This is a genomic window from Collinsella sp. LCP21S3_D3 (assembly GCF_052118305.1).
In the GTDB taxonomy this organism is placed as follows: domain Bacteria; phylum Actinomycetota; class Coriobacteriia; order Coriobacteriales; family Coriobacteriaceae; genus Collinsella.
Map to the genome: position 1 here is coordinate 34,932 of NZ_JBQKHK010000005.1, position 14,640 is coordinate 49,571.

Sequence of the window (14,640 nt, forward strand, 5' to 3'; positions counted from 1 at the left end):
TCACGCGCCCCCTTTCTGGACGAGCTCATCCAAGAGCTTCTCCGAAAACAGGTTACCGCGGCCCAACTGCCCGGCAGGATCGAGCTGGAGCTTGAGCCGCGCCGACTCGACCATGGCCTCGTGACCGTACATCGTCTCCAAGAAGCCCGCCTTGATCTTGCCGACGCCGTGTTCGGCGGAGACGGCGCCGCCCATGGCCGTGACCTCGGAAGCCCACTGGGCAAAGAGCTCTCCGCCGCGGCGGTAATCCTGCGCATCGCGCGGCAGAATGTTCACATGCAGATGGTTGTTACCGATGTGCCCCCAGGCGGCAGATTCAAGCCCACTTTCGGCCAACGTGCGGCGATAAAGGGCGATGACATCGGCCAAGCGTGCGTTGGGCACCGACATATCCGACCCCAGCTTGGTAATGGTGGGGTCCGTGCGGCGACGCTCGTCGATGAGCATGTTGACGCTCTCGGGCACCGCATGGCGGAAGAATCGCTGACACTCGCGATCGACCTCGGTGCGCGCGACCCATGTCGCATCGTCGCTGCCGCCCGCAAGCTCCAGTACCCACCCCAAGTGATACAGCTCCTCAGTCGCCTGGGCTTCGTCGTCGCAGTCGAGCTCCACGTAGACACAGACCTTGGCGTCTTTGTCGAGCGCCGGCAGCGAGGCGAACGCGGTCGACTGCCCGCGCTGACGACGCAGGATATCCAGGGCACCCGCATCGAAATATTCGATGGCAGCCGCGTGGGACAGGACGGGACGTACAGAATCGGTGAAGGACACGGCCTTGTCTTCGCTGTCAAAGAAGCAGCTCACGCCCCAAACGACCGCAGGCGCCGCCTGCAGGGCAATCTCGAGCTCGGTGATGACGCCGAGTGTGCCACACGCACCGATAAACAGATCGATGGCATCCATATCGTCAGCAACGAAATAGCCCGAAGCATTTTTGGTCTTGGGCATGGTGTAGTCGGGAAGGTCGAGCTCGAGCGTGCGGCCCTGCACCGTGACGAGCGAAAGGCGACGGCCCTGTGCAAAAACCTCGCCACGGTGAAGCTCGAGCAGGTCGCCATCGGTCAGCACGACATGAAGGCCCGTGACGTGAGGGCGCATGGGGCCGTAAGCGTAGCTACGGGCGCCGGAAGCGTTGCATGCCGCCATACCGCCCAGGCAGGCAGATGCCTCGGTGGGGTCGGTAGGAAAGAATTGCTCGGGAGCTTCCTGGAACTCCTCGTAGGCCTCAAGCGATGCCTGGTCCCAGCCGGCAGTCGGCAGCACTTTCTTGCCCAGTTGCTTGCGCAGCTCAGACAGCACGACGCCGGGCGCCACGCGCAGAAGAAAGCGGCCCTGCTCATCGCGGCGAATGCCTAGGTAGCGATTCATGCGGGAAGTATTGAGAATGTGACCGCCATGAGGCACGGCGCCGGCGGCAAGACCGGTCCGGGCGCCCTGAACCGTCACCGGGACACGCTCGGCATGGAGCTTTTCCATAATGGCGCGGACCTCGTCCTCCGTTGTCGGAAACGAGATGCTCGAGGCCTCGCCCGATGTGCGAGACTCATCGCGACCATACTCTTCGAACTCGTCGGTGAAGGGTTTGATGGTTGCAGACACGCGAACTCCCCCTTTAGCTAACTACAGTGTTTGCAGGGAAATGTTACCGCATCGTTTCACCGACATGTTCGAGACCGTCTCCATAATTGACGTTTTTAACGTTCGCGCAATTCGGCGAACGGTGGAATTTTCGAGACAAGCGACGCTTTTGCCACACGTTGCCGCGCAGCCACAACATGTGCATTTATCAGTCAAAAATATTTGAGATTTTTTTCACATGCTTTTACCTGCGGAGATTTCGGCTCGTCAAGCAATTGGTTAGTTATTGGGCAAGTTGCGGCTGATACGGTCGGCATCGACAGCCAAACCAATAGGAGTTTTGGCCCCAGAGCAGGGAGGTTTCCATGGCATATTACTGGCCCCAATACGGTTTCGCCATCGAAGTCGATGACGACCCCTATCTCTTGCCTTTCGACGAAGATGCATTTCCAGGTACGGAGGTCTACCACGTCACCACCGATGTGATCTGCGACCCCGAGTCGTTCTCGGCGCTCGCCCACCACATCGCGCGTATCCACAACATCGAGCTCCCTCACGACTTCGACGAGCTCATCTACTCGCGCCGCCTGATGCTTCACATGCTCTTTGGAGCGGACCCGTCCACGTTCGCACGTGTCTACACCACCAAGGACGCCGCATGAGTGCGAAGAAGCCGCCCCGCCTTGCAGGACTGGGGCGTCGCAAGAAACTCGTCGTTGTCTGCCTGGCTGTCGTCTGCGCCCTCATCGCCGTAGGGCTATACGCCTGGCAGTCGCAGCCCGTGCCCGAAGCGGGCGCCTCAGTCACGACGGCAGAAGGTAAATCGCGCCAAGAAATCCAGGATGAGCTCGACGCCATCGTCCGCGACAACATGATGACGATCTCGGTCGCGCCGGTCGCACAGTTGCAGGAAGGCGGCAAGTTGCGCGTCAACGTGCAAAACGTCCAAGACAACAAGTTTCCCCAGCGCTTCCGCGTGGTTCAAAACGACGAGACCATCTATGAGTCCGGTGTGGTCGAAGCCGGCAAGACGGTTGAGACCTGCCCCGCCGGCGATATCCAAGAAGGCGAGGCATATATCGAGATTCAGGCACTCGATGCCAAGACCTACGACACCCACGGCAATCCGACGCGCGTCAAAGTGCGGGTGGCACAGGCAGAAGGCTAGTGGCCGACGCGCTCGCAGGGGCAGCACCCTGTCCCCATTCGTCCAACCATCACGGAACCAGTCCGTGACGAGCAGAAAGGATCAATTATGAACACACCCATGAACCTGAGCGGAGCCAGGGCACTCGCCGTGGGCGCAGGGCTTACGCTCGCACTTGCGATGGGCGCCGCGCCAACGGCGGCCATGGCAGAGGTGCGCGTTGGAACCACCGATGTGACGGTGAAGGCCGACATTAGCAATGTTTCGTTTAAGGCGCCAACGGTCATCCCCTTTGCCGCCAAAGCCGACGGAACGCTTGTAGGACCCTCCGACGAGACGATTACCATCGACAACCTCTCGGCATACGGCATCCACGTCACCAACATGAAGGTCACGGCCCAGAACGACTGGACAATCGTTGCAGACGCAAAGACGGGCTCGGCCCAGAACTCCATCGATTTTAAGGTTGGCCCCGATGAGGCAGAAAAGGATGCCAGCTCGGCGACTCAGACTACGGGCCTCGATCTTTCCAAAGACGCAAGCTTCGACATGAAGTACAAGGACATTGGCGACGGAACGGACAAAATTAGGCTCAATGTGAGAGGCCACGTCGCCCGCGTCACGCGTGACATCTACCACGCCGCCGGTACGGGAGATCAAGTGGCAAGCATCACCTGGACGGTCGAGCCCGGTGCGCACGCCACGTCCTAAGGCGATTGCACTGGCCGCCATCGTCAGCATCTTGGCGTCCGCACCCGCAATGGCCTTTGCTCAACAAGAGCAAGCGCAGGCAGCCACAGAAGTGACCGTCGATCTTTCGGGCCTTAATCGCGGCAGCTGTCACGAGCCGCTCGTCCAGACGAGCGACACCCGGCAACTCATTGCGGTAGGCGTCGCCACGGTGGGAGCAGGACTGACGTGCCTTGGCCTGCACATCAAACGCAACCAATAGCCAAGCACGACCGGAGTACGCGGAATAGATAGGAGAACCATGGCACCCAAAAACCTTTTGCCCGTTGCCGCGCTCTGCAGCGCACTGGCGAGCGGTACGCCTCTCGCCGCTTGGGCGACGCCCGCCACGGCAAGCTCCTTACCGCAAGCTCTGAACCCCGCGTCGAATTCGTCGGGTATCATCGCCTGCCAACGTTTTTCGCTCGCACATGCCACGGTCCGAACCTCGGGATGCCTTCACCGCAATACGGTCGACTCGATAGTCGTGGATATCAATCGACCGGACAAGGAGAACGGCCCCCAGACAGGTTGCGCCATCTGCACATGGAAATCGGCTGCAGTCGACGCCGATGGCGACCCATGCGACTTAGAGCTGCGCATCGATATTGCCTCGGTCGATGACTCGGCGAACGGGGCAAAGGTCGTCTTCGACAGCGCGGCCCATGAAGAAGAAGGGGGTGTATGCCTGGGCTGCGTTCCCTCGAATGTCGATGGCGCGCAGCCCATCATCTCCTTTACGGCGTCGCTGCGGCTGACCAAGGCGGACACCGAAGCCATCGCAACGGGAGATGCGCCTTTGCTGTTCTACGCTGGCGACGCGGACGACCAAAAGGCTCAAAGCACCAGGCAGAAGGGCTCGCTTAACCTCGTGCGCGGATCAGAACCCGCCCCCATCAATATCGATGCCCAGGAGCCGGGCGTGCAGCGCATTCTCGCCGATCCGGCGCTGCTCCAAATGACATGGCACGGAGTGGGATCCGTCGAGATTGCCGCTCCTATGTCGAGCGATAATGACAAATCCCCCAAAGACGAGGTCGCAGACGTACCGGCACATGTTGACGATGCATCATCAGAAGACAACGCTGCGGTTCCTCTCGAGAAGCCAAGCGGCAGCGCCACCGAACTAGGCGATTCCCAACCGAAAGACGGCCTGGACTTTGCCGCTCCCCCAAGTGTCGACGAAGGCAACTGTTGCATGATGGTCGCGCTCGACCACACGGAAACCGTCGATGCTGCAAGCATTGAGCCAGTCGCTGCCAATGCGCCCCGCCGCAAAAATATCCTCATCGCATTCCCCAACACCGTCGAGCTCGTCTTTTTGCCTTCGGGCGAAGTCGTCGCGCCTACGGCACTTACAGCAGTGGGAGCAAAGAGCGCATCGAACGATATCCAAGCTATCTCGGCACTTGATGCCACAACGACCGCCAAGTTACACCTTTATTCCGTTGCAGCAGACGGAACGCGAACCGAAGAATTCGACGGAACCAAGCTTTTGGTTCCTCGTCGCATCGGTATCCAAGAAGACGTCCCCTATCAAATGGAACTTGAAGGGTTCGATCGCGCACGAGATGCCGACATCATTGCCGCAGCCATCGAATCCCCACAGCACCTCATGACGCTGCGCTTCGACTTTAGCCCCATCCTGTCCTAGACCGCTAACCGCCGCTTGGCTCGGATACTGAGCGCCCCCTCCCCGTTCTGCTACGATTGCCGCGTTGGCATCAATTACAGGAGGGTTCATGCCGGGTTTAGGAACGATCATCAACGTCGCGCTTTTGATCGCGGGCGGTCTGCTTGGCCTTATGGGTGGGCGCTTCATTACGCCTCGCATCCAAGACACGCTCATGAAGGCGTCGGGGTTGTGTGTTCTGTTTATCGGCCTGGGCGGCACCATGCAAAAGATGCTCGTTATCGATGGAGAGGCGTTGGCGACCACCGGCACCACCATGCTTATCGTCTCATTTGCCCTCGGTTCGCTCATCGGCGAGGCCATCAACCTGGAGGCCGCCATCGAGAACCTCGGCGAATGGCTCAAGCGCAAAACCGGCAGCGAAGGCGACAACGAGTTCACCAACGCCTTTGTCTCGGCATCGCTCACCGTGTGTATCGGTGCCATGGCCATCGTAGGATCGATTCAGGACGGTCTGCTCGGCGACTGGTCCACGCTTGCCCTGAAGGGCGCGCTGGACTGCATCATCGTCTGCACCATGACGGCCTCGCTTGGCCGCGGCTGCATCTTCTCGGCCCTGCCCGTTGCCGTATTCCAGGGCACGATCACGCTTTTTGCCGGCTCACTCTCCCCCATCATTACCACCGCGGCCCTCGACAGCCTTTCGCTTGTGGGCTCTATGCTCATCTTCTGTGTTGGGGTTAACCTTATTCGACCTCAGACCTTCCGCACGGCCAACATGCTCCCCTCCGTCGTCGTGGCGGTCATCTACGCCCTCTTGTTCTAAATCTATCTACGTAGCGGTTTCTCGAACACCTGTTTGATGCTGTGCTATGATATGAGGTCACCGAAGCTGCGTTAGGAGAGGAGAAGCGGTGGCCGACCAGGACGTCAAGATGCTCATCGAGCGCATTATGGCCGAGGCCCGGACCCATCAGTCCGCCCGCTTCTCAAACGAAATCTATGCTGACGAGCCGATTCTCAAGACCGGTCGACAGATGCAGAACTTCCTCCCCGACCAGTACCGCAAGATGCGCGAGATATCGCGCTGGCAAGATGATCCCAAAGGCGGCGCGGGACGTTGGCTATCGGAGGCGGAGCTCTTTTACCGCCAAGGCCTGCTGATGGCCGACTTCGAGGACGATTGTCCCTACAACGGCACCTTTAAGTCGTACTTTCCCACCTACAATGCCATGAGCGATCGACAGTTGCGCGGCTACTTTACCTGGCGTGCCCAAGTGCGCCGCGGAACTGTCGAGGAAACGTCTACGTCCTTTGCCTTCCTGTATCTCTATGAGCTGATCTGCGGCATTGGCGTAGATGACCCACTCGATGGCTTTAGCAAGATCAAGGCCTTTTGGAACGCCTATCGTGCCTTCGAGCCCGGCATCGACCGGTTTGCACGCGTGTGGTTGCAAGATTACGCCGTTTTCCACGGGCTCGACCCCAAACTGCTTCGCGACTCTAAAACCGTCATGTTCGATAACGCCCTTATCGAGCTGCGGCGCGCGGCTCGAGACCTTGCACCTGCACCGACGCCGTCGGATCTGCCGCCTGCGCGTCGTAAGACCTCCGAGCCTACGCTCCCCCTCCCGCCCGACGAGGCGGGCGAGGAGCGACTCATGGCCGCTATTAACGCCCTCTCCACGTATAACCTCGATAACTCTAGACTCGATCGCAGCCACCATCGCGACCTACGCCACGTGGCATGTGCCGTGTACGTCCGCATGGCGCGCTACTATGACACGCACCGAAAGACCGGTATCGTGGCGAGCTTGTTTGGGGAGGAGACGGCCATGCCCTATACCATGTTTGCCTCGGCCGTGTTCTTTGCGCCCGAGCGCCACGAGGACTGCGAATACCGTCTTGACCCCATCCATATCTACCGCTGCCAAAACGGTTTTTGGGAATGCATGCGAATTCACGGCAGCAGGCAAAAGAGCAGCAAGCTTGGTGAGATGATGCGCGCCTGCGACCAACGTCTGCGCCTGGCCCTAGCCCCCGCCCACCCCCTGAAGGAGGAGAAGGTCCCCAAATATCTGGCCAAAATCATCGATGACGAGATCGTGGCATGGCTTTCGTGGGATGCCGCACACCAGCCCGTCAAGATCGATATCGATTTGAGCCAGCTGGGGCACATTCGGAGCGCCGCCGCGCAAACGCGTGAAGCGCTTTTGATTGATGAGGAGCGCGAGGACGGCACGCCCGTGGAAGCCGAGGCAACGCTTATCGAGCAGCCGGGCCGCGAGTCTGCGCCCGGCATGACTGCCGAACCTGGCGAGATGACCATTCAGCAAGACGAACCCGACGAGCCGACTGTCTCCGCCGAAGAGTTTGGCGTCATGGCACCGCTCCTCGTGTCTGCGCCCGCACCCGTAACGCCCGCGTCTGCCGAAGCTACGAACAAACTCGCGCCCGCCGAAGATGCCTTTCTTCGCGCGCTCCTCGAGCAAAACACAGTGCAAGCGACATCGGCAGTGGAGAGGTCGGGCCAGAGCGAGGATATGCTCGTCGACGGCATCAACGAGACGCTCTTTGACCTGGTGGGAGACACCGTTATCGAGTTCGGCGCGGCAGGACCGCAAATTATCGAGGATTACGAAGCAGACGTGAGAGGATACCTAGACCATGAGTGATACCGCATCCGCAGCACCCCGCGTGCCCAAGCGCGTCGCTGCCGTCATTCTCAACTCACTCAAGGGCGGTGTGGTCCCGCGCATCGGCCTTCCCTATATCACCGTAGGGCGCGAGGTCGAGATCCGCGCCCTGCTCACCGATTTGAGTCTCATCGCCGACGGTGGCGCGAGCTTCCGGTTTCTGGTCGGTCGCTACGGCGCAGGCAAGAGCTTTTTGCTCCAGACCATCCGCACGCACGCCATGGGCGAGGGGTTCGTCGTCGCCGATGCCGACCTGTCGCCCGAGCGCCGCCTGCAGGGCGGTCAGGGGCAGGGCCTTGCCACCTACCGTGAGCTCATCCGCAACATATCGACCAAGACGCGCCCCGAGGGCGGTGCGCTCAACCTTATTCTGGATCGCTGGGTCGCCTCGTGTGCCGACGTCGACGAGTCGGTCGTCAATGCCCAACTGGCCCCGCTCGAGGAGATGGTCCACGGCTTCGACTTCGCCCGCATGCTCCGCCGCTACCGCACGGCCGTATCCGAGGGCGATGGAGAGGCCATGAGCCGCATAACCAAATGGATCCGCGGCGAATACCGCACCAAGAGCGAGGCTCGCGCCGAACTGGGTTCCTCAACCATCATCAGCGATGACGACTGGTACGACTACGTTAAGCTCATTGCGCGCTTTTTGGTCTGCAGCGGCTACAAGGGCATGCTGGTGCTCATCGACGAACTCGTGAATCTGTATAAGATTCCCAACGCGATCACGCGCCAATACAACTACGAGAAGATCCTGACCATGTACAACGACACGCTCCAGGGCAAGGCGCAGTACCTGGGCATGATCATGGGCGGCACGCCAACCTCCATCGAAGACCGCCGCCGCGGCGTGTTCTCCTACGAGGCCCTGCGCAGCCGACTCGCTCAGGGCCGCTTTGCACGCGAGGACCTTAAAGACATGCTCGCGCCCATCATCCGTCTGCAGCCACTCACCTACGAAGAGTTGCTGGTGCTGATCGAAAAAATCATGCAAATTCACGCCGGCTACTTTGGCTGGACGCCCACGCTTACCGAGAACGACCTGGTGGACTTCCTCAAGATTGAGTTCGGTCGCGTGGGAGCCGACACGCATCTGACGCCGCGCGAAGTCATTCGTGACTTTATCGAGCTGCTCGACATCCTATGCCAAAACCCCAACGCCAACGTGGCCGAGCTGCTGCAAAGCGTCGGCGGTGACGCGCCAGCAGCCGCAACAGACGACACCGGCACCGCAGGCGCCGACCGCAACTTCGCCGAATTCGCCATCTAACCTGCCAAAAAGGGACAGGTTTATTTTGGCAGGTTTTATCTGGGCAAACATTGAAGCAGTCATGCAGCAAGCCACTGCCCGCTGCGTTGAGAGATTCGCTTTTGAAAGGAGGCCCCGTGAACGCCTTTGACCGCTACGCCCCGTTTATCCAAGACTTCATCTACTCCCACGATTGGGAGAGTCTCCGCTCCATTCAGGTTGCGGCGGCAGATGCCATCTTTAACACACAAGACAATGTGCTCCTGACGGCATCCACGGCTTCCGGCAAAACCGAGGCGGCCTTCTTTCCCATCCTGACCGAGTTTTGGGAGAAGCCGCCCGCGAGCGTGGGCGCCCTCTACATCGGCCCCCTCAAGGCGCTCATCAATGATCAGTTCGTCCGCCTTAACGACCTTTGCGAAGAGGCCGATATCCCTGTCTGGCACTGGCATGGCGATGTCTCGCAGTCGCACAAGGCTAAGCTCATCAAAAAGCCGAGCGGCATCTTGCAGATTACGCCCGAGTCACTCGAGGCGCTCCTGATCCATAAGCACATGGCGATCCCGCGCATGTTTTGCGACCTGCGCTATGTGGTCATCGACGAGGTCCACTCGCTCATGCGCGGCGACCGTGGCGGGCAGACGCTCTGCCTTATCGAGCGACTCTCGCGCATGGCCGGCGTGCAGCCTCGACGCATTGGCCTTTCGGCCACCATCGGCGACCCCGAGCGCACGGGCGCTTTTCTCTCACAGGGAACGGGACGTGACTGCGTTATCCCCCGTTTTGAGGAACCGCGCCGCGTGTGGCGCATCTCCATGGAGCACTTCTACAACTCGGGTCCCCAGGCACAGCAGCGGGGATTCGAGAGCATGGGTCCTCAAGAGGCCGAAGTGCTTGCCTCCGAGCGCATTGAGGCAGCGGCACCCACGGCGCTGCCGGCCGACACCCAAGGCACGTGCCACAGCGGACAGCCCACACAGGACAAGCGCCGTCAACGTCGCAAACGGGCACAGGGTAAGGCTACCTCCGGGAACCGCTGCACTTCCTCGGCCCCCGAGGGCGAAGTCGACATCCCCCGGGCCGCCGAGCAAGCGCTCCTCAACCCCACCGACACCGCACCCGACAACGCCGATCCCGGCATGGGCTATATCTTCGAACACACCCGCGGGCGCAAGTGTCTGGTCTTTGCCAACTCGCGCGAGGAGGCAGAGGCCGTATGTTCCATGCTGCGCAGCTACTGCGAGAGCCGACACGAGCCTGACCGTTTCCTCATCCATCACGGCAATCTTTCGGCATCGTTGCGCGAGACGGCAGAAGAGCTCATGCGCGATGAGGAGCAGGCACAGACGACCGTCACCACCTCTACGCTTGAGCTTGGCATCGATATCGGCCGTCTGGAGCGTGCATTTCAGATCGATGCGCCATTTACCGTCAGCTCCTTTTTGCAGCGAATGGGCCGCACGGGGCGCCGCGACCTTCCGCCCGAGATGTGGTTTGTCATGCGCGAGGAAGAGCCCGAGCCGCGCACGATGATGCCCGAAACCATTCCGTGGAAGCTCCTACAGGGCATCGCACTCGTACAACTCTATCGCGAGGAAAAGTGGGTCGAGCCGCCCGAGCTCGATCGACTCCCCTACAGTCTGCTCTATCACCAGACTATGTCGACGCTTGCCAGCACCGGAGAGCTCACGCCGGCAGAACTTGCCCAGCGCGTGCTCACGCTCAGTTATTTCCACCGCGTCTCAGCCGATGACTATCGCGTGCTGCTGCGTCACCTCATTAAGATCGACCATATCCAGGTCACCGAGGGCGGCGGGCTCATCGTGGGCCTCGCGGGCGAGCGCATCATCAACAATTTTAAGTTCTACGCCGTGTTCCAGGAAAACGAGGAGTTCACCGTCCGCAGCGAGTCGGCCGAGCTGGGCACGATCGTCAATCCCCCACCGCCCGGTGAGCGTATCGCCATCGCCGGGCACTGCTGGATTGTCGAGGAAGTGGACTGGAAGCGCCATACCGTCTTTGCCACGCAGGTCAAGGGCCGTGTGCCGGCTTACTTTGGCGACTGCCCCGGCGACATCAACACACACGTACTCGAGCGCATGCGCAAGGCGCTCAACGAGCACGCGACATATCCATACCTTATGGGCAACGCGCGAGCCCGTCTGGCGCAGGCTCGCCATACGGCCGAGATTTCGGGTGCGGGCACTAGGCCACTCATTAACCTGGGCGGCGACACCTGGGTGCTCTTCCCCTGGCTGGGCAGCTATGCCTTTTTGGCGCTCGAGCGCATGCTCAAGATTAAATGTGCCGCGGAGCTGGGCCTTCGCGGACTCGACCCGTCGCGCCCGTACTTTATGCAGTTTAAGATGAAGGCCGACGAAGAGACGTTCTTTGAGGTACTCGCCGCCGAGGCCGAGAAGGACTTCGATCCCATCGAGCTCGTCTATCCCGGCGAGGTGCCTTACTTTGATCGTTACGATGAGTTCGTTCCCGAAGAGCTCGTGCGTAAGGGCTTTGCCGAAGGCGTGCTCGACATAGATGGCATGAAGCAGCGTGTCCGCAGCTGGCGCGACCACGCCTAAAACGGGGCTGACTATATGAGCAGTCAATTTGGGACGGGGCTATTTTAGCTGCCCTTGCAGGTAAAGCGAAAGGTTTGGCCGATTAGTGGCAGGGATAGCTAAAAAAGCCCCGTCCCAAATTGACTGCTCCCGATGTGGAGCGAGCCGGCATCCGAAAGCAGCTAAAAAGCCCCGTCCCAGAAAGACTGGTCGCAGAAAGACGCGCTAGTCGTGAAGGACGGCGCCGAGGAAGTCGGCGTCAAAGGGCACGGCTTCGGCAAAGGCATAGTTCCCGTCGCTGGCAATGAGCAGGTAGTTTTCCTCGCCGCCGAACTCTGTATCGCCACAGGGGACCACCCAGGCGTGGGCGAATACCTCGAGTGCCGTGGCAGCGCAGTCGCGCAGGAACGTTACATCGCTCCCCTCGTTTGCGCTCACGATATTGGCAACGTAGGTACCCCCGGGGTTCAGGCTTCCCCGCACTAAGCGCAACGCCTCAACCGTCGCCAGCTCGCGTACGGGCTCGGCACCGCCAAAGCAATCGCTCACGACCACGTCGTAGCGACGATGGCCCACGCTCGTCACACCCAGATACGAGCGAGCCTCAGCGGTTATCACCCGCAGGCGATCGCCCGCCGCGCGCTCTAGCTCGTCTAGGTAGAACCAGCGGCGCGCCAGGCGCGTAATCTCTCCGTCATACTCGATAACGTCCATGCTCAGGCCCTCGTGCGACATCAGCGCAAATTTGGGATAGGCAAACCCGCCGCCACCTAGCATAAGCATACGGCTGATACCGTGACCATAAACGTCACGCATCGCATCCTCGGCCTCAAACACGTCGTCAAACGCGCGATAATACGCAAAGACGGGCTCCGCCCAGCGCTCGCCGACGTAACTCGCGCTTTGGTAGACACCGCCTTGCACCAATACGCGGACTTCATCGCCGCCCTCATCGTGCACGCGTTTCACGCGCGTCAACCCATTGCGGGTTCGCGCAACCTGCAGACAGGCAGCGCGAACAGCGACGGCAGCCGCGCCCAGCGCCGCGGCTCCCAGAGCAACGCCGGCAACAACGCCGGCAGAAACACTCGGCTTGTTCATCTAGAGCTCCTTTTGCAGATAAAGGCCATGGTCATAAAATCCAAGATGGCGATAGTACTCGCGCGTACCGATCGCGCTGATCACGTTGATGCGCGCATAACCCGCATCCCGGGCAATCTCGCACGCACGCTCTACGAGCAAACGCCCCAACCCGTGATGCTGCGCCGCCTGGCCCTGGTCGCCCACGCGCGCCGTCATGCCGTACACGTGCACCTCGCGAATCATCGCCTCGTCCGGCGTCGTCGGTAACTCGTCCGCATGCGCGGCAACAAACGAATGGTCGGGCAGCGACAGGCGCAAAAAGCCCGCAATCTTGCCCTGCGGCGTCACCCACTGCAAAAAGCGCTCGTGCGTCACCGGCGTCTCGTACGCTACATCCTCGTCAAGGGTCAGCTCATCCAAGTCGGCACCCGCCGTGCTGATCTCGCGATAGCGAATCTCACGCACCGTCGCACCGTCACCCCGAGCAGCCAGGCGGTTCTCGACGAGCTGACGCAGGTTGGGCTTCTTGTTGCCCACCATAATGTCATCGGAGCTAAAATCGCGGATCATGCGGCTGATACGGCAGAACGGCGGCGTCACCACGATGTCATCGGCTAGCACGTCGAGTAGCTCCTCCTCGGTATAGGGGCGCCACTCGCCGCGCTCGTAGCAGCCCACCAGACGCGAGCCCTCGATGAGCGCGCACGGGTAGACCTTGACCTCGTCGGGCATAAAGACCCCCTCGGTCATAAAGCGCTCGTAGTCGCGCTTGTCCCCCTCGGGTGTGGCGCCCAGCAGGTTAAGCATAAAATGCGCGTGGATCTTAAAGCCAAACAGGCGCGCAAGCGAAAACGCCCGCTCGATTTGGCCCACCGAAATGCGACGTTCGTTGATATCGAGCAGGTACTGGTCGAGGCTCTGGATGCCCATCTGGATCTTGGTGCAGCCCAGGCGGCGGATGAGCGTAAGCGCCTGCGGCGTTACGGCATCGGGGCGCGTCTCGATAACGAGTCCCACCACGCGATGCTTCGCCGTCTCGTTGATGCGCTGCTGACGCTCGAGCTCCTCCATCGTTGCCGTCTGCCACTCGGTGACCTCGCCCCACGGCGTACCGGGGCCGTACAAACGACGCACCGCACGGTTATAGCCGCCCACGGCAGCATCCACACGCTCCTGCTCGTCGGCAACGCCGGCAGCGAGCTCAGCCTCGTCTGTCGCAATGCCGGCAGCCCGATAGCGCTCGCGGCGCTCCGACACCACCGGCGGCAGCGCATCGGCGGGTGCATCGTCGAGCAGACGCCCCGCCTCGGCACGGCTGATGCCCGGACGCGCCAACATGGGGTTGGCAGCCACACCAGCCACGGCATCGTCATTGAGCGCACGGAAGAGCTCCGACATAAACCACGTCTGATACCCTTCCGGATAGTCGCTCCAGGTGCCACCGAGCACAATGAGCTCAATCTTATCGGTCGCATGCCCCATCTGCGAAAGCGCGGTCAGACGAGCGCTCACCTGCAGATACGGATCGAAGCAATTTTGCTCCGCACGGGCGCACGCGGGCTCGGCATGCAAATAGCTTTTGGGCATACGCAGGTCGTTGGGGCAAAACAGGCAATCGCCCGAGCACGGCCACGGCTTGGTGATGACGGTAATGGTCGCCACGCCCGAAGCCGTGCGGCGCGGCTTCATGCGTAGCACCTGCAGCAGTTGACGTTCCAGATCGGAATCGACATTCCACGCAGCCCAACGAGCCGGATCCTCACGTTTAACCCGCTGGTAGAACGGCAGCAGACGGCGCTTGGCCAGATCGCGCTTGTCGGCACCCTCACGGCGCGCCTCGGCATGTATCAGTTTGACGAGCGCCTTGTCGTCTACGGTCTCGCCGCGACGCAGGGCTTTAAGTATGTTCAAGATAATCTGTTCCATGCCCCCATTGTAAAGGCAAAGGCGCCGGAGCCCGT

The 14,640-nt window shown here is 60.8% G+C and carries 11 protein-coding genes; 8 read left to right on the forward strand and 3 right to left on the reverse strand.

Translation table 11 applies throughout. From position 1 onward, the window contains the following. On the reverse strand, positions 1-1,602 hold the full coding sequence (locus tag ACTQ1S_RS03400) for an FAD-binding oxidoreductase (protein ID WP_441547071.1): 1,602 nt from the start codon (positions 1,600-1,602) through the stop codon (positions 1-3). A gap of 344 nt (positions 1,603-1,946) precedes the next feature. Here ACTQ1S_RS03400 and ACTQ1S_RS03405 point away from each other — a divergent pair, with 344 nt between their 5' ends. The 8 genes from ACTQ1S_RS03405 (at position 1,947) to ACTQ1S_RS03440 (ending at position 11,617) form a co-directional block, all read left to right on the forward strand. Further along, positions 1,947-2,243 carry a hypothetical protein gene (locus tag ACTQ1S_RS03405; protein WP_154517147.1) on the forward strand — a complete coding sequence of 99 codons (297 nt, stop codon included), beginning with the start codon at positions 1,947-1,949 and terminating at the stop codon, positions 2,241-2,243. Continuing rightward, the gene (locus ACTQ1S_RS03410; RefSeq protein ID WP_441547072.1) at positions 2,240-2,749 is read left to right on the forward strand and encodes a hypothetical protein; all 510 of its coding nucleotides are present in this window, start codon (positions 2,240-2,242) and stop codon (positions 2,747-2,749) included. The genes ACTQ1S_RS03405 and ACTQ1S_RS03410 overlap by 4 nt, the downstream gene beginning before the upstream one ends. Positions 2,750-2,836: 87 nt before the next feature. Further along, the gene (locus ACTQ1S_RS03415; protein ID WP_441547073.1) at positions 2,837-3,439 is read left to right on the forward strand and encodes a hypothetical protein; all 603 of its coding nucleotides are present in this window, start codon (positions 2,837-2,839) and stop codon (positions 3,437-3,439) included. A 280-nt stretch (positions 3,440-3,719) separates the two neighbouring features. Beyond that, entirely contained in the window at positions 3,720-5,111 is a 1,392-nt protein-coding gene (locus tag ACTQ1S_RS03420) for a hypothetical protein (protein WP_441547074.1), read from the forward strand. Between the two features lie 88 nt (positions 5,112-5,199). Beyond that, positions 5,200-5,916, forward strand: a complete 717-nt coding sequence (locus ACTQ1S_RS03425) for a DUF554 domain-containing protein (protein WP_441547075.1) — start codon at positions 5,200-5,202, stop codon at positions 5,914-5,916. An 88-nt stretch (positions 5,917-6,004) separates the two neighbouring features. Further along, entirely contained in the window at positions 6,005-7,765 is a 1,761-nt protein-coding gene (locus ACTQ1S_RS03430; protein WP_441547076.1) for a TerB N-terminal domain-containing protein, read from the forward strand. Next, a complete protein-coding gene (locus tag ACTQ1S_RS03435; protein ID WP_441547077.1) occupies positions 7,758-9,056 on the forward strand; it encodes an ATP-binding protein in 1,299 nt (432 codons plus the stop codon). Before ACTQ1S_RS03430 ends, ACTQ1S_RS03435 begins: the two co-directional genes overlap by 8 nt. A 116-nt stretch (positions 9,057-9,172) precedes the next feature. Further along, on the forward strand, positions 9,173-11,617 hold the full coding sequence (locus ACTQ1S_RS03440) for a DEAD/DEAH box helicase (protein ID WP_441547078.1): 2,445 nt from the start codon (positions 9,173-9,175) through the stop codon (positions 11,615-11,617). A 204-nt stretch (positions 11,618-11,821) separates the two neighbouring features. Here ACTQ1S_RS03440 and ACTQ1S_RS03445 read toward each other — a convergent pair whose 3' ends face one another. Beyond that, positions 11,822-12,697 carry a spermidine synthase gene (locus ACTQ1S_RS03445; RefSeq protein WP_441546494.1) on the reverse strand — a complete coding sequence of 292 codons (876 nt, stop codon included), beginning with the start codon at positions 12,695-12,697 and terminating at the stop codon, positions 11,822-11,824. After that, on the reverse strand, positions 12,698-14,605 hold the full coding sequence (locus tag ACTQ1S_RS03450; RefSeq protein ID WP_441546493.1) for an elongator complex protein 3: 1,908 nt from the start codon (positions 14,603-14,605) through the stop codon (positions 12,698-12,700). Positions 14,606-14,640: the final 35 nt, after the last annotated feature.

What these genes read in the sequence shown, in the direction of transcription:
- ACTQ1S_RS03420 (WP_441547074.1), top strand. Translation starts at nt 3,720, where the DNA reads ATGGCACCCAAAAACCTTTTGCCCGTTGCCGCGCTCTGCAGCGCACTG.
- ACTQ1S_RS03450 (WP_441546493.1), bottom strand. Translation starts at nt 14,605, where the DNA reads ATGGAACAGATTATCTTGAACATACTTAAAGCCCTGCGTCGCGGCGAG.
- ACTQ1S_RS03405 (WP_154517147.1), top strand. Translation starts at nt 1,947, where the DNA reads ATGGCATATTACTGGCCCCAATACGGTTTCGCCATCGAAGTCGATGAC.
- ACTQ1S_RS03435 (WP_441547077.1), top strand. Translation starts at nt 7,758, where the DNA reads ATGAGTGATACCGCATCCGCAGCACCCCGCGTGCCCAAGCGCGTCGCT.
- ACTQ1S_RS03425 (WP_441547075.1), top strand. Translation starts at nt 5,200, where the DNA reads ATGCCGGGTTTAGGAACGATCATCAACGTCGCGCTTTTGATCGCGGGC.
- ACTQ1S_RS03445 (WP_441546494.1), bottom strand. Translation starts at nt 12,697, where the DNA reads ATGAACAAGCCGAGTGTTTCTGCCGGCGTTGTTGCCGGCGTTGCTCTG.
- ACTQ1S_RS03410 (WP_441547072.1), top strand. Translation starts at nt 2,240, where the DNA reads ATGAGTGCGAAGAAGCCGCCCCGCCTTGCAGGACTGGGGCGTCGCAAG.
- ACTQ1S_RS03415 (WP_441547073.1), top strand. Translation starts at nt 2,837, where the DNA reads ATGAACACACCCATGAACCTGAGCGGAGCCAGGGCACTCGCCGTGGGC.